This is a genomic window from Paenarthrobacter sp. CCNWLY172 (assembly GCF_037402035.1).
Classification (GTDB): Bacteria; Actinomycetota; Actinomycetes; order Actinomycetales; family Micrococcaceae; genus Arthrobacter.
On sequence record NZ_JBBEGB010000021.1, the window covers coordinates 13,743 to 35,717 of the forward strand.

Genomic DNA, 21,975 nt, shown 5'->3' on the forward strand with positions numbered 1-21,975 from the left:
CCTTCGCGATTCTCTCGAAGGGGGGCTAGGAAGATTCGTGCTATTGGATTGCGGCTTTGGCTGCTGTTGCGGAAGAAACTTCCTGCGCCAGCGACAGAATCGCGTAGGTCTGTGCCATGTTGACCTTGATTGCTGCGGCCTCAGCGGCGTCCTGGGGGAGGTCCCGGGAGGCTTCGGTAAGCACTGCAATGGCCTCGGCAAGGTAGGGGTTGTGCATGATTTCTCCTGTGAGCGGATGGGGGAGTGGGCTTCTTGACACTTGTATCCTACCCCCCCTAGGAGCCTTTTTGCAAGCCCCCCTAGGAATAGATCGAACTTGGTTGAGTTTGTGCTGGTGATAATCGCCGTTGCCAGCAGTGGCAATCCCCGCCAGTAGCTCGCTGGCAGCCCCCTGAGCGCCTTAGAACCCGGCCACACGCTCATGGTTCCTATACCAGCGGGCCCGGCCCCGCACGGTAGATGTGTGTTGTCCCGGCTGAAAAAAGGCAGCCCCGGACGGCAAGGGAGACGGCATCACCACGGCTTGGACCATGGGGAACTTGCCCGGTTGTAGGAGTCCTATACAGCCGGGTTTACGGGAAGATTGACGGATTCCGCGTGTTCTAGGGGTTTTCAGCTGCCACGGCAACCTGGTGCTGGCGGATCCTCGACTGTAGGTATTCAACAGTTCGCATGGTCACTGCTGTCCCAAGAGTTGTGTCTTTAGGCTGCGAGCCACAAGGCGGGTTCGTCGTCCGGTGGCAGCCAGTAGTCGTCGCGTTCGGCGTCGTACAGGTCCGTTTCGTTCATTTGCTGATCCTGGAACCGGTCGAGGTAAGCGTGCCAAGCGGCGCGTTCGCGCCGGTTTCGGCTGATGTGGGCTTGGTAGTCGTCCAGGACGCCGAGTCGTGCGGCCAAGTTGGTCAGGTTTGCTGTAGTGATCTTCCAGTGGCGGCCGTGGCGTTTGATCATGCCCAGGGCTTCCATGTCAGCAAGTGCTTTAGTGACCGCGTTGCGGCTGATCCCTGTCGTCCGCACGAGGTCGGCGGTAGTGGGGGAGTGCCGGCCTCGTTCGATTGCTTCGTAGATGAGCGCGGCTGCGTCGCCAAGGGCCCTGAATACTGGCCGGACGGCATGGACTTGTCCTCTGCGCCAAGTCAGTTCCCGGGCCAGCTGCTGGTACTGCTCAGGTAGTTGGATGACATAGACGTCTGCTGCCTTGTGCCGTGCGTCAGCGACTTTGGTAAGGATTCCATCGGAGACTCTTGCCAGGATCGGCAAGAGTCGGGCAATGGTGACGTGGTGTTTTCCCATGGCAACTGCGAGGGTGCGGCAACCGACGTCCAGGACGTCTGTTTGCTTGGTGCGCATGTATCCGAGCAGTCCACGCATCAAGAGTCTTAGGCCGAGGCTTTCGCGGCCGCGCGTTTGGAGACGATGGTCAAGGACAGCGTAGGCGATGTTTTCCAGATCGTTCACGAGCTGGTGGATTGCTGCGGAGCTGGGTTCGGGTGCCCCCCCTGTGGGTTTTGTAGGGCTTGTGTTGTTAATAAGTGCAATCTTTTCCCCTACTTTCAGGGGACTGCCTTTTGGCACTGCCCGATTGGCTGTAAAGGCCTGGGCTTTCGCCCACTCGGCGGGGAGGAGGCGTTCCTGCTTGCTGGCTGTCCCATAGAGGGCGGCGAGGCCGGGGAACTGGCCGATCAGTTCGTTCTGGACCTGTTCACGGGTCCATCCGCAGACGGCGAAGTGGTTCAGGACGGCCATGCGGGCTTCTGAGGGGCTTGCGTAGCGCGCAGTGTCGTAGAGTCCTGTGCGGGCTACCCTGCGTAGCGGTGCCTCGCTGCTTGCAGCTGCGGTGAGAGGCAGTGCAGCTGCAGAGCGCTGTGCGGTGGCCATCTTGGACTCACGAGCTTTGCGCGCACGGTTCCGTGCGAGTTCAGGCGCCAGGGCGGCTTTGAGGGAATGGATTGCAGCCGTGGAGTTTCTGCGGTGCAGGACGTCGTAGGCCTGGGGCAGGGGAGTGATGAGAGTTTGGTGGCCACCAAACTTGTGCACGGATCCTGGGACACGGATGCAGCCGTCAGTGATGTTCTGGTGAGGGCTCGGGTCAAGGCTCGTGGCCATCAGGGAGAGGGCTTCGACGAGTTCGCGGGCTTCTGCCGCGTCCATGCGATCCCTCAGTGGAATGTAGAGATGCCGGCCGCCGCTGGGGGAGAAGTCCTCTACGAATGCCACGTCGGCTTTCCTGAGCAGGTTCGCCAGCTGTGCTGCGTCTGCGTCAACGACGTGTTTGAGGGCCTTCGAGGTATCGAGGTCCAGGCAGATAGTGGCTACTCGGCCGTCCGGTCCGTGAAGCGTTACGGCTGCTGGGCGGTCCGGCAGCGTCCGCGTGATCTTGGGAGCACTCATCGGACGCGGGTATTGGAACTTCTGTCCGATCCAGCGGCCCAGCCTGTAGGAAGGCTCACCCGCGATCAGTGAGGCAAGAGTCCACGCTTGTTGCGGCGTCGCGTGTGTTCCGACACTCGCGAAGGCATGCGTTGACGCGGTAACCGGTTCCGGTACCATAGACAGCAATAACCTTTCGTTCTCGAAGGTACGAAAAAGGGAGCTACCTCGTAAGAGGAAGCTTTGAATAAGTTCAGATCGTTGTCCGCCAAGATTCGGATCTGAACGCCATACTTGTTGAAGGCCCGCATATGCGGGCCTTCAGTTTTTAAGCTGCGGTGATCGGCAGAACTCCCTTTTCACGTGGCCACCATGAAGGCAGCCCTTCGGTGGTTACTTCCGCGTCTACGTGGTCGATCATTGCCTCCAGGAACACCGCGCTGGACACGCCAGCCCGCTGCGCCAAGGCATCGAGGCGTTTTTTGCGCGCCCCTTCAATTGCCCATCCAAGACGGACTGGTTCTTTCCGGGTACCCCAAGGAAGTCGATCAGCCATGGTCCCAACCTAGTGATGTACGTAGACGGAATTGGTGAGCGACACGCCAAAAGCATCATCTTGTGCCGTTAAATGCGACATGGCTGGGTCAGCGTCCCCGCAGAAACTCCAAGTACGTCTGGATGGCTTCTTCTCGCGCGTCGATGTTGAGTTTGTAGACGCGCCAGCGGTCTGATTGCCCTTTTCCTTCTGCCTGTTCTGAGGTCACGCCGCCCTGCGTCTCTATTTCCTTGAGGTATCTCCAGACGGTCCGGTAGTCGACGTCAAGATCGCGTCCAATCACGCCGGAAGTGGCTCCCTCTGGGTGTTGAGCGAGGTATCTGAGGATCGATGTTCGGAGTGCATTGACTCCGAGCATGTTCAAGGACTCCTCCGTGGGGCCTGGAATCGCGAGTGGGACATATTTCGGCACCTCTCTATTGTCTACTAACTGTGCACTCACGATGATATGCCATATAATGTGATATGACGATGTAAGGGCAAAAGCTCTTACTGAAACGGGAGTGATCTACTCCACAGGGGGTTCGTGTGACAAGCACTTTCGCGGGATTCCGTGGACAATACGTGCTAGTCCAACGTCTGGATTATCTAGACGGGTGTTCTATTTTTGTCACCCGGGTCTGGTAACTGTGGAAATGATGCCCAGTGGGGAGGGACAGGTTTTGAAGACTTTGCTGCCGTTCGGCACTGAGTGGTTGATGCACGGAGCGCTGAGGGAACGCGCTGACCAGGAACGTGAAGTGTTCCGTTCCTGGATCGCTGATCTGGACGTCTCGGCCAGCCAGAGACGCGTCCTGTCCGAGCTGCTGGACATGATGGACGAACGGGAGTTCGTGGAAGGTCGGGCCGCTTGTGTCACCTACGTGGACGAGTTGGCCCGGCGTACCGGACTGGGGGAGTCCCTTGTCGGCACTGTTGATGAGCTGGTGAGCGCTGGCCTGCTGACATGCCACCCGGCCGCGGGGGTCTTCGCGAACGGCCGCCCGGGTGAGGTTTTCCGCATCCGGCATCCTGAGGTGGTCCTGACCGTAGAAGCGGCTGGCTCGTTGTGGATGTCCGACTCGTGGGTCCGCAAGACCAAAGTGGTGACCGCGTGAACAAGAGCTCAGTCGGCGTCATCGCCGCAATCACGGTATTCGTCCTGCCGATCTTCGTACTTCTGGGGATCCCCGTGTTCCTCGGTGGTTCTCCTGCCAGCGCTTCGGACTGTAAGGCACCTGCCGCGTCCGTGGGTGGGGCCAAGGTGCCTGGGTCCGTGGGTGCTTTCTCGGGAGTGCAGTTGGAGAACGCAGCGGCGATCATGAAAGCAGCGAAGGCTCTTGGTCTTCCGTCTGCGGCTCAGCTCTTGGGCGTGCAGGCAGCCATCGGAGAGTCAACGCTGAAGGTCATCGATTACGGCGACGGTGCAGGCCCCGATTCGCGCGGCCTGTTCCAGCAGCGGGACAACGGAGCATGGGGCTCTTACACCGACCGCATGGACCCCACGATCTCGGCCACGAACTTCTTCAAGGCCCTTCAGAAAGTGGAGGGCTGGGAAACCCTCGAACCGAGCATCGCCATTCACCGGGTGCAGCGCAATGACAACCCGAACCACTACACGCAGTTCCGGGGTGCCGCTGCTGAGATTGTGAAGGCCCTGGGTGGGGACGCCGCCGCTGGCATTGACGCCTCCGGGGCGTGCCCAGCACCTGGTGGGTCTGTCATCGGCCCGCTGGCCGGCAAATGGGTCGCGCCGATGGAAGGCGCAACGATGTCCAGCGGCTACGGCCCCCGCCCGGCACCTCCCGGAACTGCCGGGGGAGTGCTGGCGAACTTCCATTACGGGATCGACTTCGTTCACCCGGGCGGACCGGGAACGATCGTTGCTGTCACTGACATGAAGATCGTCAAGGTCCGCAACCTCGACGGCCTGTTCGGGACCGGCGTTACCGGTCAGACGATGGACGGGAAACTGACCATCGGCATGTACCACATGGAAGCCGGCTCGGTGAAGGTCAAGGAAGGCGACGTCGTCTCCGCTGGGACCCCGCTGGGCACCGAAGGCGCAACGGGCAACGTCACCGGCCGCCACCTGCACATGGAGTTCTTCGCCGGTGCCCTGCCAAACCCCATGGTCCCCATCAATGCCACCACCGACCCCGGTCCGATTCTCAAGGAAAAGGGAGTGCTGTAAATGAACCATTGGAAAGAACTCAGCCTCGTGCTGGCCGTGTGCGCTCTGGCGGTCTCCGGTTGTTCCCCGGCCTCGAACACGGAACCTGTTCCGAGCGCCTCGGCAGACGAACACGGGGCCGATGAGCATTACCACAACGTCCCGGAGGTCACTTGGGACGCTAAATCGGAAGAAGACGTCAAAGCTGTGGCCACGAAGGTCATGGGATTGTTCGCCCGCCCGGATGTACCGGAGCGCCAGTGGTACACCGACATCTTCCCGCACCTGTCCAAGGAGTATGCCGTTGATGCCCAGTACATCGACCCGGCAAGGATCCGCGTCAAAACGATCCAGTCCGGGCCCGTACTGACACGGGAGCAAGGCAACCCGATGACGGTCACGGCGGAGTTCGCCACGAACAGCGGCCCATGGGTCCTGCTCCTCCACCGGATGGACCAGCACGAGCCGTGGCTGGTCACCTCAATCGCACCCAAGGACGCCTGATCCATCAGGCACTCCACCGTAGGGCCGCAGACGCGGCAACTAGGAACTGACAAGAAAGAGAGATGACATGGCAACCGACAAGGAATCCATCCGGGAGTTCCCTCCCATTAGTGCCCGCATCAACGGGGACAACACCGGCGTGCTGATCATCGGCACCAACGAACAGCTCGTGGGCGGGGAATCGACCAACGACGTCCGGCGCGCACTGATCACCATGGTTGTGAAAGAAGCAGAACTCGCCGGCCAGACGCTTCGGGTTACCACCAGCGACGACGAAGGCATCGAGGTGCTGCTCGTTCACCCTGACGGGACACTCAAGCTCGATGACAAGCGACCAACGGACGCCGTTGAGGCCGTTGAGCCGGAAGTTCAGGTCGAGCCTGAATCCGTGCGAGTGGAAGCACCCGCCGCAACTGTGGCCGTGAAAGAGCACGCACCAGCTGTAACGCGGGAACGGGCGAGCCGTCCGGCGCCGGTCATCGTGCAGGAACCCTTCTCGGTGGAACCGGACGGGACCGTGGAGAACCCGGCTGCTGCCTCAAGCCGGTGGAACGCCGAGTTCGTGAACGCGTCAGCAGTGACAGCGCCCGCCGAACGCGAGAAGGACGATTCGCTGTTCTACGTCCTTGGCCACGGTTACGACCTGGACAACTTCGTTCAGGACGGGCCTGCAGAGCAAGGCTTCAACGGATGGCTGAACAAGCTCACCGGAGGGTCATCGAAGCTGGCCCCCGGCGTGAGTGAAGCAGCTGCCCGCCGCGAGCAGGCCGAGCTCCTGTGCTGCGAACGAATCATCCGCCAGGCCACTTGGCAGCGCGGTTCGGTTGCGTTCACGGTTGCCAACAAGAAGGGCAACTCGGCCAAGACCCCGGCGACTGTTTCTGTCTCCGGGATCCTCGCCTCCATCCGTGGCGGTTCGGTCGCGATGATGGAAGTCTCGGATGACCCCGGCCAGCTGGCGGGCCGTTCAGAGGGTGAACAGCGCAGCGGCATCGGGGAGCTGGTGCTCAACGCCGCCAACGTGACCACTAAGGCACAGCTGGAGGGCTACGCCATTCCGCAGACCTCGTTTGCGCATACCTTCGGTTCAAGCCCGACCCGGCGCGCTCCGCTGGACCGCCAGTCCATCGAGACCGTCTCCGCGCTCATCGACCAGTTCTACACAATCCGGGCCATGGACTCGGGCAACGTGTACACGAGTTCGGCCTTTGCCGGTGCACTGGCAACGTCCGATGCTCTCCTGGTCCCGATGATGAACGCCTCGGACTCGATGGGTGAGGCAGTGGAGCTGTTCCACTTCCTTGAGTCCCACGACGATCCTCACTTCCGGGAGCTTGCCAACCGGGCAATCGTCGTCCGGGTCTCCGATGGTCGTCCGGAGTACAAGGTCGAACGTCTGGTGAAGGACTTCATGCACCAGACCGGTGTGGCTGAGGATCGCATGTTCACGGTTCCTTACGACGCGCACCTCGCTGAACGTGGCGCGATCACCCTCGACAAGCTGGCACCGGCAACCCGTGCGGCATTCGTGCGCATAGCCGCTGCGCTGGTTGTGCAGCTGCAGGACGCCGTTGCCAATCCCACTCCACAGATCACCAGCGGCCGCCGTGGCCAGACAACACAAGCTCACTAGGAAAGACCCATGATGACCACAGGGCAGGAATCGAAATGGATTCAGGCGGTGAACGGAGAACCGGAGGCAACGAACATTGCCCCCGTGACGGTGGCCCGTAAGCCGCTCGGTCCGGCCCGCCCGCAGAAAGGTATCGGCCGGCTGGCTGGTACAGGGCACTTGGACCGGCAGAACATCGACGGGAGCCCGGCAGGGCTGTGGGTTCTGGGCACGCACGGCGGCGCGGGGGAATCCACCATCGCCTCTCTATTGGAGGGTTCCAGGAGGGCTTCCCATGCATGGCCTGTCCGGGAGGACTCGCCACTGGCTGAGGGCAAGGACAGTGTTCTGCTGGTTTGCCGGTCGAACGCCAAGGGCCTGCGGTCGGCCCAGTCTGCGGCTATTGAGTGGGTTTCGGGAGCACTCGAACCTTTGACCTTGGCAGGTTTGGTGATCGTTTCCGATTCGCCCTCCAAACTGCCAAAAGACCTGCAAGACCTCATCATCACAGTCTCGGGCGCTGTTCCCCACACATGGCGGATGCCGTGGGTGGAGGACTGGCGGCGGGGAGTCCACCCCGCGTTAGCGGATTTGCCCCGTCAAGTCCGCAACATCGTGGCCGATATCCAGCTGCACACCGCAGCTCACACCCCATCACAGTAAGGAAGAGAAAACATGTCTGTATTCACCAACACCGTCCTCGTCACAGGGTCTGTCTTCGCGGACATCCCGCAGCCGATTGCTGGCACTCCTCCCGGAGCTAACGGTCTGCTGACCATCTTGGGCTGGGTCTCATGGATCGTCTTTGCCATCGCCGTGGCGGGCGTTCTCGTCGTGGCCGGCAAGATGATGTTCGACCACCGCCAGGGTAACGGTGGGGGACAGGCCGCCACCGGGCTGATCTGGGTACTGGCTGGTTGCATCGTGGCCGCTGTAGCTTCTGGCCTCGTGGGGGCCGTCGTCACTGCCTCGGGTGGCACCGCATGAGCGAAAGCACAGACTCAACACCCAAGGCGGAGAACCCGTTCACTAAGCCGTGGTTTCTCGCAGCCGGTGGCGTCATCGTCGTAATCATCGTGCTGGCCGTCGTGTACGCGCTGCTCCCGCCCGTGGGAGCAGCGCCCAACGCGCAGCCAACACCTACTGCCGATAAGAGTTCCTCAGCGCCGTCTGCTGCCCCGGGAGACAGCGTTTGCGGGCTTCCCAAGGGCGACCCAATCATCCCCGGCCCAGGCCTCACCTCAAAATGGGAACTGGTAGGCAAGATCGCCACTCCTACTGCCCCGGAGAAGTTCGGTCCCGGGAAGGTTAGTGCTGACGGAGTACGCACATGCTTTGCTCACAACCCAACCGGCGCACTCTATGCTGCCACTAACGTCTTGGCCATGAGTGCGAGCGGGCGTCAGGCTGAGACGTACAAGCATCTCGCGGCTTCTGGTCCCGAGAGAGATGCCGCCCTCGCGACTAGTTCGTCAGCAGAACCTGTTGACGTGCAGGTCGCCGGCTACCAATACGTCTCGTATTCAGCCGACAGTGCCGTCGTTACCCTCGGCGTTAAGTTCTCTAATGACACCTACTTCACCTTTGCAACAGCCATGAAGTGGGAAAACGGAGACTGGAAGACGGTGCTGCCGCCTGCTTCGGGACAGCAGGTAAAGGACCTGTCCACCCTTATTCCTTGGTCAGGTGTCTAGGATGGCCGACGAAAAGCCTTGCGACATCCTCCACGCGTCAAACTGCTTCGGTAATGCCGTGAAAGATCTGACCGGCAGCGCGCTGGAGCAGGTTGCCCAAGGTGTAACTGAGGCATTCGGCAAGGCGGTCGCATGGTTGGGGACGTTCTGGGTGAACGTGGACACTCCTCCATTGATCGCTAGTGGAACGAAATCCTCGGCTGAGGTCGAGTTCCTACAGGGGCACCTCTGGTACTACACGCTGGCTTTGGCGGTGCTGGCAATCCTTGTTGGTGCTGGCCGGATGATCTGGGAGCAGCGCGGCGAGCCGCTGCGGCAAGTCGCCGTAGGGTTGGTGCGCTTCATCCTTGTTTCAGCTGGCGGCGTTGCCGCGATCCAGTTGCTGGTCACAGCTATGGATGCTCTGGCGAAATGGCTGATCGATGAGGCCACGGCAGGAACCGGCTTCGGCACGAACTTGGCCTCGATGATCAACCTGTCGGGCAACATCGGCGTCATTCTCGTTATTGTCCTGGGATTGCTAGCCGTGCTCATCTCGCTGATTCAGCTGGTGCTGATGGTGTTCCGCTCGGGCCTTCTCGTGGTTCTAGCCGGTATCTTCCCGACCACTGCTGCCTTCACAAACACTGAAATGGGACGTCAGTGGTTCCAGCGCTGCGTGGGCTGGACCATCGCTTTCATCTTGTACAAGCCAGCTGCAGCGTTGATCTATGCGACGGCGTTCAAGCTCACAGGGGCGAACTTCTTTGGCAAGGACGACGACGGAACGGGCGGCGTGAAGATCCTTGCCGGTCTCGGCTTGATGTTCGTCGCTCTGATTGCCTTGCCTGCTTTGATGCGCTTTGTCACCCCGATGGTCGGTGCAGTGGCCGGTGGCGGTGGCGGTGGTGCAGCGTTTGGCGCTATGGCCGGTTCCTTGGCCACTGGCGCGATCAACAAGGGCAGCTTCTCCGGTGGTAGCCGTTCTGGCGGGCACCAGTCCTCCTCCAGCTCTCCCGGTGAGACAGGGGCGAAGGGACCCAAGGGTTCCACCGAGACGGGCTCCAAGTCCAACCCGAGCGGCGGCGGAAGCACACCCGCCAAGGGAGCCTCCACTGCTGGAACATCGACGGCCGCAGCTCCTACGGCTGCTGCAGGCGCAGCCACGGCTGGTGCAGGTGCTACCGGTGGAGGGGCCGGCGCTGGTGCCGGCGGCGGAGCCGCTGCAGCTGCAGGGCCAGTGGGTGCCGGGATCGCGGTCGCGACTCAGGTAGCCAAGAAGGGCACGGAAGCCGCGAAGAGCGCGGCTGAATCATCTACGGGCGACGGTCCGTCCGGAAGCAAAGGATAAGCATGAGCGAACCGACGATTTACACCGAACCAACCTACGGAAACTGGCGCAAGCCCCGCACTGGCGGTATCGGCAAGCTGGGATCACTGGAAACCGGCCTGCTGATCGGCGGCCTGTTGGTCGTCATTATCGTGTTCCGCTTCAGCGGAGCCCTGGGCGGCGCTGCTGCCCTGGTCATTCTTGGTCTGACCTTTGCGGCTCTGACTGTGCGCGATAAGCACGGCCTCTCCATGAGCCAGCGGCTCATTGGCCGCCGACTGTTCAACCGCTCCTCCAAGTCCCGTCGGAATCTCTACCGGTCCGGCCCTGTAGGACACGTCCCAACAGGCAAGTGCCGGCTGCCTGGCCTGCTTGCTACCTCGGAGCTGCACGAATTCCAAGACAGCTTTATGCGACCTTTCGCACTCCTGCACATGCCCGCAACCAATCACGTCAGCGTTGTCATCGAAGTCGAACCTACCGGGCTTGCTTTGGATGACCGGGAGAACATCGACGCCTACGTCGCTAACTGGGGAGCGTGGCTCTCAGGCCTGTCCAAGACCTCCGATATCGTTGCGGCCTCGGTCACCGTCGAGACAGCTCCGGATTACGGAGTGCGCCTCCGCCATGAGATCGACTCAAATATGGCCGACTCTGCTTCCCCTGCTTCCCGAGAAATGATGGAGGAAGTGAAGACCACGTTCCCGCAGCAGTCAGCTGTGACACGGGCCTACATTGCCTTGACGTTCACGACGTGGCGACCGGGAGCGGAGCGGAACCGCAAGATCGAGGACATCGGGCTAGATCTTGGCTCACGTCTGGGCAAGTTCACAGAGCATTTGGAGGTGTGCGGTGCCGGGGATGCGCATCCTGTGACCGCGCAAACGCTTTGCGAGGTTGTCATGAGCGCCTATGACCCGATGCTTGCAGAGCACTTCGACGCGGCCCACAGCCAAGGCGTTACCCCTCCGGTGAGTTGGGACAACGCCGGGCCTGTGGCCCACGATGCTGGCTGGGAGTGGTACCGCCATGCGTCGGGTTTCTCCAAGTCATGGGTCATGTCCGTAGCCCCGCGCGGTGTCATCTTCTCGAACGTCTTCGAGGACCTGCTGACTCCCAGCCCGGACGTTAACCGCAAACGTGTGACATTCCTGTACCGTCCGGTTTCCGCTGGTACGGCCATGGACGTAGCCGAGGCGGACGTGAACGCCGCCAAGGTCCGTGCCTCAGCCACCAAGCGTCCCAGCTACCGTGCCGCTGCAGAGCTGGCCTCTGCCGAACAGACAGCGAAGGAGGTCGCCAAGGACGCGTCCTTGATCAACTTCGGCATGGTGATTACCGCAACCGTGATGCGCTCCTCTGACGCCCGTGCAGCATCCTATGAAATCGAGGATCTTGCCGGCACGGCGCAGCTGATCATCCGCCCGGCCTATGGCTCTCAGGACGTCGCTTTTGCCGCGTCCCTGCCCCTTGGCCTGGTGCTTCCTGATTACGTCGCAGTTCCTGCCCGCGTTCGAGAGGCTATCTAATGAATTTCCGTTCCCTCTTCACCAAAAATGACGATGCTTTGGAAGTGGCCCCTCAACTCCCGGACGTCGAGCGGATCCGCAAGGCAGGACGGCGGGCATACATCGCCCCCTCCAAACGCGGTTACGCGGTGCCCGGTGGTGGGCATGCCTCCTACATCGACCTTCCCGCCGAATACCGTGGATCGTCCCGGCAGGTCTGCGGCCTTTACCCGTTCTCGTCAGGGGCGGGTTCACCGCTGGCCGGTGTGCCCCTCGGCTCGAACCTCCTGACCGGCAACATCGTCGGGCTGGACCACTTCACCGCCTACCAGCGGGGATTGATTCCCAACCCCAGCGCGTACTTCATGTCCAACCCGGCCTTGGGCAAGTCCACCTTGGTGGGAAAGATCATGATGGGCCTGGATGCCTTCGGGGTGCTGTCCATGACCTTGGGAGATGTGAAGGGTGAGCACGTTCTCCGCACCCGGATGATGGGTGGCAAGGTGATCAGGCTCGGTAACGACCGCGGCTACCTGAACGTGCTCGATTCCCACATCGCCATGCGCGCCGCCGAACGTCTCACCGGTGGTGCACGTCAGGAAGTCCTGACAGAAGCGCACTACCACCGCAAGTCCTTGCTCATGGCACTGCTGACCATTGCCCGTGGTTCTTCCATCACTGAGGAAGAAACCATTGTCTTGGACAAGGCACTGCGCATCCTCTTTGACCGTTTCGACGGCGTGCCGCTGATCAAGGACCTCGCCCAGGTGATCGCTGACAGGCCAGAAGCCATCCGCAACGCGGTGCTCGACCGTGGAGAAGACGAACGATATGCCAACTCCACCGATGCTCTGCAGAAGTCTCTGAACGGCATCGCGGACGGCAGCACCATCGGCGGAATGTTCTCCCGCCACACCCGCAAAGAAGACCAGATGGACATCACCCGGTCCTGCGTCTTCGACCTCTCCGCCATTGATGACACCCTTCCCGAACAGCAGGCAGCGGCGATGCTCGCGTCCTGGTCAACGGGCTTCGCTGCCGTGAAGGTCTCCCAAGTCCTCGCGGACGCCGGACTGGAACCGCGCCGGAACTACAACATCGTCCTCGACGAACTCTGGCGTGCCCTCCGGATCGGTCGCGGCATCGTGGACCGGGCCGACTCCCTGACCCGTCTGAACCGGCACCAAGGCATCGGACAGATGATGATTTCCCACACCCTCAAAGACTTCGACGCCGTAGCCGACGAAGCTGACCGCAAGAAGGCGCAGGGCTTCGCTGAACGTTGCTCCATGATCGTCATGGGCGGCCTTGGCCGGTCTGAGATGGACGCCGTGCAGAACCTGCGAAACATGACCCGCGCCGAACGGCAGCGGATCGTTTCATGGTCGGACTCGAAGAAGATCACCTCCCGTGGCGGCAAGCAGGCGCCGTACGGTCGCGGGAAGTTCCTGATCAAGCTCGGGCAGGGACCGGGGATCCCGGTCGAGACCCGCCTGACTTCTGTTGAAGACCGCGTGGCTGACACCAACCAGCGCTGGGAGGCGCTGCGTAAGGAAGGCCTGACACCGGAAGAGATCGAACGCCAGCTGGGCATTACCGACGCCGACGTTGAGGAGACCGACCATGATGCAGCAGCGTAAAGGGAACACGATCACGTCCGGCCAAAAGGCCGGCTTCGCTCTCCTTGGACTGTGCGTAATCATCATCGGCGTCCTGGACGCCGGAATCTACGGCGGGTCCATGCTCAGCGGCGACGGCCAGAAGCTCCCCGCCAACCCCTTCGGGACACCGTTCCTGCTGGTCGGCGGCAAGGTCGGCTGGTCCACGATGTCCACCGTCGTGGCCGCCGTAACAGTGGTTCTGATCCTGCTGGTGGCCGTGTTGGTCCTCCGGCTGGTGATGCGCTCCCGAAAGGGCCGTAGCCGTGTGGACCACAAGGCAGCCTTGATGGGACGCGGGAAGGACATCTCCCAGATCACCCAGAAGTCCGTGGCCGCCGCAGCGGCCCGGTTCGGTGTGCAGGGCTCCATCGGTGCTTTCATCGGCGTCACCGTGGCCGGGATGCAAAAGGTCTACGCAGACTTCGAATCCGTGGTCCTGCAAATCTGGGGTCCCCGTCAGGGTAAGTCCTCCACTCAGGTCATTCCCCGCGTCCTGGACGCACCTGGTGCCGTCCTGACCACTTCCAACAAGCCGGACGTCATTGACGCTACGCGCCTCGCCCGGTCGGTCATCGGCCGAATCTGGGCTTTCGACCCGCAGAAGATCAGCGGCGATCCCGCCACTTGGTGGTGGAACCCGCTGTCCTACGTCCGCAATGACGAACGTGCCATGAAGTTGGCCGAGATCTTCATGGTCGCCGGCCGTGGGCCGAACGTCACCGGGGACGCGTACTTCGACAACGAAGGCAAGGACATGCTCACGTCCTTGTTCCTCGCGGCCGCGATCGGTAACAAACCGATCAGCATCGTCTACGACTGGATCAACCAGGGCAAGCCCACCGAACCCAGCAGGTTGCTCCGCGAGCAGGAGAACGGCATCTACGCCGCCTACGCCTCGTCCCTTGAGGCTCAGCTGCAGTATGAACCTGCGCAGCGGGACGGCGTTGTCGGTACCGCCAAAGCCATGGTGCAGACCCTCAAATTCGTCAGCACCCTCCAGTGGGTCAACCCACTCTCGGAAGCGGACTCCCGTCCGCAGTTCAGCCCTGAGGAATTCGTCCGCTCCGCCAAGGACACCCTGTACGTGCTGTCCAAGGAAGGCGGCGGCTCCGCTGCAGCGCTCACCACGGCGCTCACAGTCGCCGTCGCGGACGCTGCTGAGGAATATGCCATGACCCAGCCCGGTCGCAGGCTCGCCGTGCCGTTGATGCTCCCGCTGGATGAAATCGCGAACGTCTGCCCGTGGAAGGACTTGCCGGACAAGTACAGCCACTACGGTTCCAAGGGCATCATCCCCGAGGCCTACCTGCAGTCGTACTCCCAAGGCGAAGAGCTGTGGGGGGAGAAGGGCATGCGGAAGATTTACTCAGCCAGCTCCGTGAAGGTCATCGGTTCCGGCATCGATGAGGAAGGTTTCCTGCGTCAGTTCTCGTCCCTGGTCGGTGAGTACACCTACGACACCGTGTCCACGAGTTCATCCCGCACCGGGCAGTCACGGTCAGTGAACCCCGACGGCGGCAAGGAAAGCATCCTCACGGTCGCTGACCTCTCCGCACTTCCCATCGGCCGTGCCGTGGTCAAGCGGTCCGGCGCTCCCGCGACGCTGATCAAAACCCAGCAGTGGAAGGACGGTCCCCACGCTGACTCGGTATGGCTCTCGCTGAACCTCTACGATCCCTCGGAGAAGAGCAAGGAAATGACCGCAGCCATCCTCGAAAGCAAAGACGCCGACACCAACCCCGTCGTCGTTGCCTACAAAGCCCAAGCCCCTGCACCGGCACCGGTTGTTGAGGCTTCACGCTGGATCACGGCGGCCGGCAATGACTGAGAGCCACGATCCCATGGACGCCTGGTCGGACCTGCCCCCGGCAGAAACCACAGAACCTGATGCGCCTAGCGAACCCGATACGGCCGCATCTTCCTCTCAGGAGGAGGTTCAGCCGGGCAACGAGGCTGAGGAAGCTCCTGCCAGCACAGATAAGAAGGACGATGAGGAAGTCGAGGACTTCCAGCTCACGGCCGCCGAAGTCGTAGCCCTCATTGGCGACCGCGCCCAGAAGATGTCCGTCAGCACGTTCCGGACACTCGTCACCCACGGCGAGGCACCCAAACCCCTCAGCTGGGGCCGAACGCCTCTGTGGTCGTTCCGTGCCATCGAGGACTGGATCTCGGAGATGTTCGCCTCCGGCGTGTTCACCGCAGCGGCTCCCGAACCCGCAGCTGACCCCTCAACGGGGCCAGCTGCAGCTGACGCCGCACCGGAAAGTGAGCAGGAACCAGAACCCGAAGCGGAGCTGGTGTTCGGCTCAACCGCCCAATGGGTCGAGGAATACCTGGTGCCCATGTACCGGCGCGAAATCACCGTCAACGGAAACCACACCACGTGGTGCCCGGAATGGTGGCGTCACGCCGAAGCGATCATCCGCTTCGAAGCTCTTTGGCGGGCATGGGAACACCTCCGCCTCGACGGCAAGACCGGCATGAGCGTCTTCATGAAAGACCACCTGGACCACCACCTGCCCATCCTGCTGGACGGCAAAGGGCCGTTCGACGGGTGCAGCCTTACCGGTGGCCACGCCAAAGCCCCCGACGGCATCAAAGCATTCCGCACCGTTCCGCCACCAGCTGAGCTATTCCCCGATGTACGCCCATCAGTAAATGAGACAGAGGAGTAAAGCCATGAACGAATCAGACGGCATCAACGAAATCTTCGATGACCTCCTGCGACAGACACTGATGTTCGCAGCCAGGATCGGTGAACAAGCCGCCCGGGCCCGCCAGCAACACATCGAGCAAGCACGCTCCCGCAGCGAGCAAGAAGGCCGGGAGGCGACCGCCCGGTTCGAGGCCGAGCGCAACGCCGCCCGTGTGGCCCTCGCTCCGGTCGCAGAAGACCGCTGGTGGGACACGGCAACCCCTGAACAGATTGGAGCTGCCTACCAGTCCTCCACGGCCTGGGGCAGGGAAGACGCAGACATCGCAAAGCTCGGCACAGTGATGGACGAACAGCTGGCCAAGCGCGGGGTCATCGTAACCGGCACCGAACCGGGACAGCTCACTGCCTTACTGCAGGCCAAGCAATGGGCAGCGGAGAAGGACCCGCTCATGGACAGCCTGCACACCCGACAAATGATCAACGCCACCAACAGCCGGGACCGTGAACGGTTAAATAACCAGCTCGTCGCCTCATGGCTGTCCAGCCCGGAAGCACCCGCGACAGTACAGGTTCAGAGCAACGGCCCAACCGAACTGGAACAGGCCATTGAATGGGCCACCGAGGAAGACCCCAGGCTCTACGCCGAATGGAGCCAGCGTCAAGGTTTCGCGGACACCGTGGAAGCCACACGGTCCGGCGAAAGCGAGCTGATCCGGCAATGGCAAGCAGCAACCGCCAAGGCCACCCAACCCGCCCCTGGAGCGCAACCGACCCAAGCGCAGAACGAACACGCAACCCAGCTGCAGCAGGCCAGAGAATGGGCCGCAGAGCACCAGCCTGTGTACTTCGCTGACTGGGAACAGCGACGCAACTTTGCTGACAGTGTGGCAGATGAGCGTGCGGACGATGAAAGGCTGATCCGGCATTGGCGCACCGCAACGGGTACACCCGTACCTGCGGCCAAGCCGGACTTCTCCCGCGCCGATGATCTGCGCTCTGCGGCCTACTTCAAGGAAGCGGCCGCCACCGGTTCGCGCCTGGACGGTGACGCTGCAGCTGTACGCGCTGAGGACCTTCGCGACATGATTCCCTTGGAAATGGAAAGCGGACCCACCACGGACGATGCCGCGTGGTACGCGCAGGAGGCAGCCAAAGCCGACGCCCTGGCCGTGGAGAACTGGGACACGTCAGACCGTCGCGAGGACTTCGCCCGCACGCTCCACGGCAAGGCCGACGAAGCCACCGTTGACGCCAGAATCCTGGCTGACGTCAGCCAAGGCACACACCCAACCGCTGCCGTGAAAGGGCCGGCTCCCAGCGCCACCAAGGCCCGGAAGAACAACAACATCCCCCGCGCTCACCAGATCAGCAAAGGCGGACGCTAGCCCGCGCTGAGTAAGCCTTACACGTAGAAAGAGGCCCGCACCTTCATAGGTGCGGGCCTCTCCTCGTTAATGGCGGTGCTATTCGATCACGTAAGTGTAGGTCGTGACTTCGCTTTCAAGGACGAGTCCAGGAGCGATGGTGTAGGCGCCCTCCGGTTCTCCTGTTCCATGGTTCCTGCCCGCGCATCCGCAAACGCAGTCAGCGACAGTTTCAGGCTTAGCCTTCTCCCAGCACTCGCTGACACAGGTTGAATAGGCGTTGCCTTCCAACGTGACCTCTACCCGGTCAAACCGTTCCGCAAGCCCATCGATGACGGCTGTGGTGTGATTGCGGGCCACTGTGAAAATTGGTTTCTCGTACTTCGGTCGCGTTGCCTCGCCGCAGACCTCCTTGAGCAGGGCGTAGTTTCCGCCTCCGGGTTGGTAAGGCAGGCGGATCTGTGTCCTGCCTTTCAGGGGTCGGTAGACCTTCGCGGTGCTCATGTAGTTAGCCCTCCTGTGGGCATGATCAAGTAGCAGGACGATAAAGAACAAAACCTACTACGCGTCTGTTTCACTCTCCAACGGAGCGTTCATGCAGTGCTGCCTGCCCGTGTTTGACCTCGGACGCAACAACCGACAATCTGAAGGTTCATCGGAGAACGGGAAGGCGCAACTGTGAGTATGACGTGGGAAGAGCAGCAGGAATGCTACGAGCGGGCTCTAGCTGCAGAGCCAGCGCTTCGGGCTGTTGTTCGGGTCGTTGATGCGCTGCTGCTGATCGACGCGGAGAAGAGCGAAGGCCTCGATCACTGGATGATCATTAAGCCCCTTATCCAGCCGTGGATTGGGTATGGACGTGGTCACGTGCCGTCGGAAGCCTCCGACGTCGTTGGGCCTCCCAAGCCACGCGCGTATGGCTTCAAAGAATTCCTTGAAGAGGCTAAGAAGCAGCAAAGGGTGCCAGCTACCACGGCGGCTGAAAAGTGGATGCGCACAGAAGAAGCCTGGGACGCGTTCACCAACGTCCTTCTGACCCGGTTGGGATACGGAGGGTACGCCGGTCTACCCACCCGTTAGTGCACCAAACGGCGCCGGATTGAACCACATCCATCAGAAAGGCCCTGGACGCTTCTTGCAAACGTCCAGGGCCTTTCGCGCGAGGATCGTGATCGGCTTGAATCTAACGTCCCCGACCCTTGTCCCGTGACTTGTCTGTGGGCTTGGCAGGCTCTACTGGACTCGGCACTGCTGGGCGCTGAGGCGGCGTGTTGGATGGCCGGCTGACGGTAGCGAGGAACTTGACCTGCTCCAGGTCTTCCGGCAGGCCGCCCGCTGGTTTGCTCTCCGCAGCCGTGATCCATTTCGACGCTGACGGTGCCTCACTCCCGGCCGCAACTGGCTGTGTCGGAGTGGGCATCGCACCATCGATACGTGCCTTAACTTCGCGCAACCGGTCCACCGCTGCGACTCGTACACGCTCGGCATCCGAGAGCCTGCCCGTCGCCTTGTGCATGTCGTGGATGGCTCTCATGGTGTTCCGCAGCTGAGCCAGCAACAAAGCTTCCCCTGCCGTTGTCGAGGGGCCAACAGCCGACTGCATCAACAGCATCCCTGCACCCTTGGCGCTGGGCAAAGGAGCGTGCTCCGTCTTGGTGGGGAAACGACGCAGCTGGGCCGTCCGGGACAACGCCTTGGCAGTATCGGCCAACGGTCCAGGAACAGCCTCTGTCCGAAGACTCCACGCTGCGAAAGCGCCCGACGTTTCCCGAGCTACCTGCGCCCACATTGCGGGATCATCAACCGGTACGGACTTGATCCGCTCGTACAGTGAACCGACCTCTGCCGTGTACTTTTCCCACTGTTCCGCCGTCGGCTGCAAAGCCTCCCTGCCGGGAGCAGCAATGCGCTTGCCGTCAGCTACGGCCTGCCACTCGACAGCAGCAGCGTCGGCAGCTTCCTGTGAACCATCCCAGCCGGAACGAAGCATCGGCAGGGTCAGGTCACGCGCCAGCTTTCCGCCACCAAACCACACCGGCTTCTCAGCCCGGCTTGCTGGCTTCAAAGCAACAGAGTATCCCTCAACAACAGTCGTGCTGCCCTTGGCAAAACGAGGACGGATGAGAACACCCGTTCCGCGCAAACGGCGTACAAACTCAGCCTCATCAACGCTCGCTGTACTGGCTGCCCGGACGCTGCGCTGCAGCGTTTCCCGTGGCAGTTCTGCAAGTCCCTGGGCAAGTGCGGCGGCTTGCTCTTTGGGGTGGTATCCGCGCTCTGCGTGCTCGCCCCGTCCCACACGCAACCCGTATTTCTTTTCCAGTCCGGCGCAGACCTTTTGGGAACGCGGCTGGTCATTGTGCTGGCTCCACTTTGTGCCATCCTCGCGGATCATAGATACGGCCATGTGGATGTGGTCGTTACCGGCTTTGCTTGCACCGTGGTGAATGGCGACCCAGCGGCACGGCGGCTTGCCGTCACTGCCGGTGAATCCCATCTCTTCCGCAAAGTCCTGTGCGATACCGGCCCACTGCTCATCGGTGAGCGAACCCTCGTCGGCCTTCAAACTCAGCGATACGTGGAAGACATGCTTGCTCGCAGAGTCAGCTGCAAAGACGGCCTTCGGAATGTCCATCTCGTGTGCCAGCGTCTTTGCATTGTCCGCGTTCAATGCGGCACCGTGTTCGACACTGACGATGGCATCCGATGCCGTGATCAACCGCATATCGGTGTGTTCGTTCGAGCGCCCGGGGCCAGCTAGGTACATGATCAAGCCGACCATGCGCGTGCCCTTGGTGATGTTCGGCATCATGGCCGCATCACCGCCACAACCGCTTCATCAATACGTACCATCAGCCTACGCGCGGCATCAACCGCAGCGGCTGCATCATCCGGAAATTCACTCGTGGAGTTCGCGTGCCTGGCGATCTGGTTGATGTTGTTCGAGACGGCACCAAGCAGAGTCCTGATGCCCAACAATTCGACGGCAACGTTGCGGCGGTCCGTTGCAGTTTCACCAGCATCGGAGAACGCGGAATCAAACAACAGCCGGGGAACAGAGACGTTCTGCTGAATGGCACGGGCAGCCAGTGCCGCCTTCTCTTCAACGGTGACGTACACCTCGACCTTGCGGGTACGTCCACCAGGAACATTGTCACGGCGTGACTTACCGAGGCGGCTTGCCTTCGGTGCGTCACCCATTCCCAAACATCCCTTCACATGCCCAGCGCAGCGACCCCGAAACCTCGGGGACTCACACTCCAGTGTGACAGAGACGCGACCCAAGGTCGAGCCGACAAGCCATTTACCCATGGGTAAATGTATAGCTTGCTCCTCCTGGAAGGCTGTGCACGGTTTTCTAACCTTCGGTTCCAGCCTCCAAAAACCCTGCCGCTGCCAGCTGCCATTACTGCCCTGGTGGATGCCCATCACTTCGCTAGGATGGGGTCATGAACATTCAAGAGATCGAAGAAGCCGCCGCCCGCAAACTTGATGCCGACCGCGAAGCCCGGATCGCGTTCATCCGTGAGATTGCCAAAGCGTCCGAGACGTTCCGTGCCGCTCGCGAGACCCTTGCAGAGTCAGAACGGAACCTCAGTCAGCTTCACCGTCAGGCAGCCACACACGGCTGGACGGATACGGACCTGAAAGGGTTCGGTATTGAACCGAACCCCAAGAACGTTGGCGGCCGTCCGCGCCGCACCAAGAACCAACGCGACGACTCCGGCCAAACTTCCTAGCCCCTCGATCACATGGGCACGGCAAAAGCTAAATCCTTCGGGCTTTTCCCGCACACATGTGGACGACGGGACCCAACTGACCGCCTGCACACAACCGCCACGTCACCACCGCGACAAACCTCACCAGCGCGAGCGGTGGCCGTGCACAGCCTCCACCCAACCGCATCAGCACAAACCCATCAGCGAAAGAGATGACAATGCCGAGCCAAGTAACTATCGACGCTCCACTGACAACCTGGTACTGCGACGAGTGTGGCGGTGCAATCGTGCGCTACTCTCCCGGTACCGCCGTCGAACAAACCGGGGTCGTTGCATGGCAGCAACCGGTCACGCACCATTCAGGAAACCCCGACAAGCCTTCTCAGAAGTCTCCGGCCACGGAATACAAGGTGCTTCACAAAATCAAGTGCGACACCGACCGCAGTGACGCAACATGGGAGGTCGAAACGCTACTCGGCATTGCGGGTCTCCAACGCTGGTCAGAGCTGCTGTGGAACGGCCCCGCTCAGGACTCCCTCCAGCTCAGTGCCAATGCAAGTCTGCATCCAACACTCGACCTTCTGTACCGCTTCCAGGTTCCGTACTACGAACAAGCCCGCCAATACCTCCGCACGCAGTCTGCACAGGAAATCATCGGCGGCCGTGCCGTTCTAGAAGAGAAAGAATGGCAGCAAATAATCACTGAAGGAAGCAGGGAAATCGAAGAGGGGCTGTAGCCTCAATTCCACACCACAACCCGGCCCCGTTTCCCATGGTCCAAGACGGGCCTTGCCGTCGAACCTTGGAGCGGGGCCGGTTTCTTTTCAGCCTTGACGACACACCGGGGGGGCGCGGGGCCGGGGACGTGCT

At 61.5% G+C, this 21,975-nt stretch carries 23 protein-coding genes; 16 read left to right on the forward strand and 7 right to left on the reverse strand.

Going from position 1 to position 21,975, the window contains the following annotated elements:
* Positions 1 to 40: 40 nt before the first annotated feature.
* From WBN73_RS20885 to WBN73_RS20900, 4 genes are all read right to left on the reverse strand, one after another.
* On the reverse strand, positions 41 to 217 hold the full coding sequence (locus WBN73_RS20885) for a hypothetical protein (RefSeq protein WP_337341214.1): 177 nt from the start codon (positions 215 to 217) through the stop codon (positions 41 to 43).
* 485 nt (positions 218 to 702) lie between these two features.
* A complete protein-coding gene (locus WBN73_RS20890; RefSeq protein ID WP_337341215.1) occupies positions 703 to 2,391 on the reverse strand; it encodes a hypothetical protein in 1,689 nt (562 codons plus the stop codon).
* A gap of 307 nt (positions 2,392 to 2,698) precedes the next feature.
* Positions 2,699 to 2,926: a hypothetical protein gene (locus WBN73_RS20895; RefSeq protein ID WP_337341216.1), complete on the reverse strand. Its 228-nt coding sequence runs from the start codon at positions 2,924 to 2,926 to the stop codon at positions 2,699 to 2,701.
* A gap of 88 nt (positions 2,927 to 3,014) precedes the next feature.
* Positions 3,015 to 3,368 carry a helix-turn-helix transcriptional regulator gene (locus WBN73_RS20900; RefSeq protein ID WP_337341217.1) on the reverse strand — a complete coding sequence of 118 codons (354 nt, stop codon included), beginning with the start codon at positions 3,366 to 3,368 and terminating at the stop codon, positions 3,015 to 3,017.
* A 220-nt stretch (positions 3,369 to 3,588) separates the two neighbouring features.
* On the opposite strand from WBN73_RS20900, the gene WBN73_RS20905 reads away from it, so the two are divergent.
* From WBN73_RS20905 to WBN73_RS20965, 13 genes are all read left to right on the forward strand, one after another.
* Positions 3,589 to 4,023 (forward strand): hypothetical protein, encoded by a 435-nt coding sequence (locus WBN73_RS20905; protein WP_337341218.1) that lies wholly within the window; start codon positions 3,589 to 3,591, stop codon positions 4,021 to 4,023.
* Positions 4,020 to 5,099, forward strand: a complete 1,080-nt coding sequence (locus WBN73_RS20910) for a M23 family metallopeptidase (RefSeq protein WP_337341219.1) — start codon at positions 4,020 to 4,022, stop codon at positions 5,097 to 5,099. The genes WBN73_RS20905 and WBN73_RS20910 overlap by 4 nt, the downstream gene beginning before the upstream one ends.
* Entirely contained in the window at positions 5,100 to 5,582 is a 483-nt protein-coding gene (locus WBN73_RS20915; protein WP_337341220.1) for a hypothetical protein, read from the forward strand. It abuts the gene before it with no gap.
* A gap of 67 nt (positions 5,583 to 5,649) precedes the next feature.
* On the forward strand, positions 5,650 to 7,215 hold the full coding sequence (locus WBN73_RS20920; RefSeq protein WP_337341221.1) for a ParA family protein: 1,566 nt from the start codon (positions 5,650 to 5,652) through the stop codon (positions 7,213 to 7,215).
* Between the two features lie 9 nt (positions 7,216 to 7,224).
* Entirely contained in the window at positions 7,225 to 7,857 is a 633-nt protein-coding gene (locus WBN73_RS20925) for a DUF6668 family protein (RefSeq protein WP_337341222.1), read from the forward strand.
* 12 nt (positions 7,858 to 7,869) lie between these two features.
* Positions 7,870 to 8,181 carry a hypothetical protein gene (locus tag WBN73_RS20930; RefSeq protein WP_337341223.1) on the forward strand — a complete coding sequence of 104 codons (312 nt, stop codon included), beginning with the start codon at positions 7,870 to 7,872 and terminating at the stop codon, positions 8,179 to 8,181.
* Positions 8,178 to 8,888 (forward strand): hypothetical protein, encoded by a 711-nt coding sequence (locus tag WBN73_RS20935; protein ID WP_337341224.1) that lies wholly within the window; start codon positions 8,178 to 8,180, stop codon positions 8,886 to 8,888. Before WBN73_RS20930 ends, WBN73_RS20935 begins: the two co-directional genes overlap by 4 nt.
* A 1-nt stretch (position 8,889) precedes the next feature.
* Positions 8,890 to 10,218: a hypothetical protein gene (locus WBN73_RS20940; protein ID WP_337455680.1), complete on the forward strand. Its 1,329-nt coding sequence runs from the start codon at positions 8,890 to 8,892 to the stop codon at positions 10,216 to 10,218.
* Positions 10,219 to 10,220: 2 nt separating this feature from the next.
* Entirely contained in the window at positions 10,221 to 11,726 is a 1,506-nt protein-coding gene (locus WBN73_RS20945; protein ID WP_337341226.1) for an SCO6880 family protein, read from the forward strand.
* Positions 11,726 to 13,345, forward strand: a complete 1,620-nt coding sequence (locus tag WBN73_RS20950) for an ATP/GTP-binding protein (RefSeq protein WP_337341227.1) — start codon at positions 11,726 to 11,728, stop codon at positions 13,343 to 13,345. Before WBN73_RS20945 ends, WBN73_RS20950 begins: the two co-directional genes overlap by 1 nt.
* Positions 13,329 to 15,194 (forward strand): type IV secretory system conjugative DNA transfer family protein, encoded by a 1,866-nt coding sequence (locus WBN73_RS20955; protein ID WP_337341228.1) that lies wholly within the window; start codon positions 13,329 to 13,331, stop codon positions 15,192 to 15,194. The genes WBN73_RS20950 and WBN73_RS20955 overlap by 17 nt, the downstream gene beginning before the upstream one ends.
* A complete protein-coding gene (locus WBN73_RS20960) occupies positions 15,187 to 16,041 on the forward strand; it encodes a DUF4913 domain-containing protein (RefSeq protein ID WP_337341229.1) in 855 nt (284 codons plus the stop codon). The genes WBN73_RS20955 and WBN73_RS20960 overlap by 8 nt, the downstream gene beginning before the upstream one ends.
* A gap of 4 nt (positions 16,042 to 16,045) precedes the next feature.
* The gene (locus WBN73_RS20965) at positions 16,046 to 17,407 is read left to right on the forward strand and encodes a hypothetical protein (protein ID WP_337341230.1); all 1,362 of its coding nucleotides are present in this window, start codon (positions 16,046 to 16,048) and stop codon (positions 17,405 to 17,407) included.
* A 78-nt stretch (positions 17,408 to 17,485) separates the two neighbouring features.
* On the opposite strand, the gene WBN73_RS20970 is transcribed toward WBN73_RS20965, so the two are convergent.
* Positions 17,486 to 17,890, reverse strand: a complete 405-nt coding sequence (locus WBN73_RS20970) for a hypothetical protein (RefSeq protein WP_337341231.1) — start codon at positions 17,888 to 17,890, stop codon at positions 17,486 to 17,488.
* 180 nt (positions 17,891 to 18,070) lie between these two features.
* Between WBN73_RS20970 and WBN73_RS20975 the strand changes: the two genes are divergently transcribed.
* Positions 18,071 to 18,466 carry a hypothetical protein gene (locus WBN73_RS20975; protein WP_337341232.1) on the forward strand — a complete coding sequence of 132 codons (396 nt, stop codon included), beginning with the start codon at positions 18,071 to 18,073 and terminating at the stop codon, positions 18,464 to 18,466.
* 103 nt (positions 18,467 to 18,569) lie between these two features.
* On the opposite strand, the gene WBN73_RS20980 is transcribed toward WBN73_RS20975, so the two are convergent.
* Positions 18,570 to 20,198 carry a relaxase/mobilization nuclease domain-containing protein gene (locus WBN73_RS20980; RefSeq protein WP_337341233.1) on the reverse strand — a complete coding sequence of 543 codons (1,629 nt, stop codon included), beginning with the start codon at positions 20,196 to 20,198 and terminating at the stop codon, positions 18,570 to 18,572.
* Positions 20,195 to 20,587: a plasmid mobilization relaxosome protein MobC gene (gene mobC / locus WBN73_RS20985; RefSeq protein ID WP_337341234.1), complete on the reverse strand. Its 393-nt coding sequence runs from the start codon at positions 20,585 to 20,587 to the stop codon at positions 20,195 to 20,197. Before mobC ends, WBN73_RS20980 begins: the two co-directional genes overlap by 4 nt.
* 248 nt (positions 20,588 to 20,835) lie before the next feature.
* Here mobC and WBN73_RS20990 point away from each other — a divergent pair, with 248 nt between their 5' ends.
* Both WBN73_RS20990 and WBN73_RS20995 read left to right on the forward strand, forming a co-directional pair.
* Positions 20,836 to 21,126 (forward strand): hypothetical protein, encoded by a 291-nt coding sequence (locus WBN73_RS20990; RefSeq protein ID WP_337341235.1) that lies wholly within the window; start codon positions 20,836 to 20,838, stop codon positions 21,124 to 21,126.
* A 197-nt stretch (positions 21,127 to 21,323) separates the two neighbouring features.
* Positions 21,324 to 21,842 (forward strand): hypothetical protein, encoded by a 519-nt coding sequence (locus WBN73_RS20995; RefSeq protein ID WP_337341236.1) that lies wholly within the window; start codon positions 21,324 to 21,326, stop codon positions 21,840 to 21,842.
* The last annotated feature ends 133 nt before the right edge of the window (positions 21,843 to 21,975 follow it).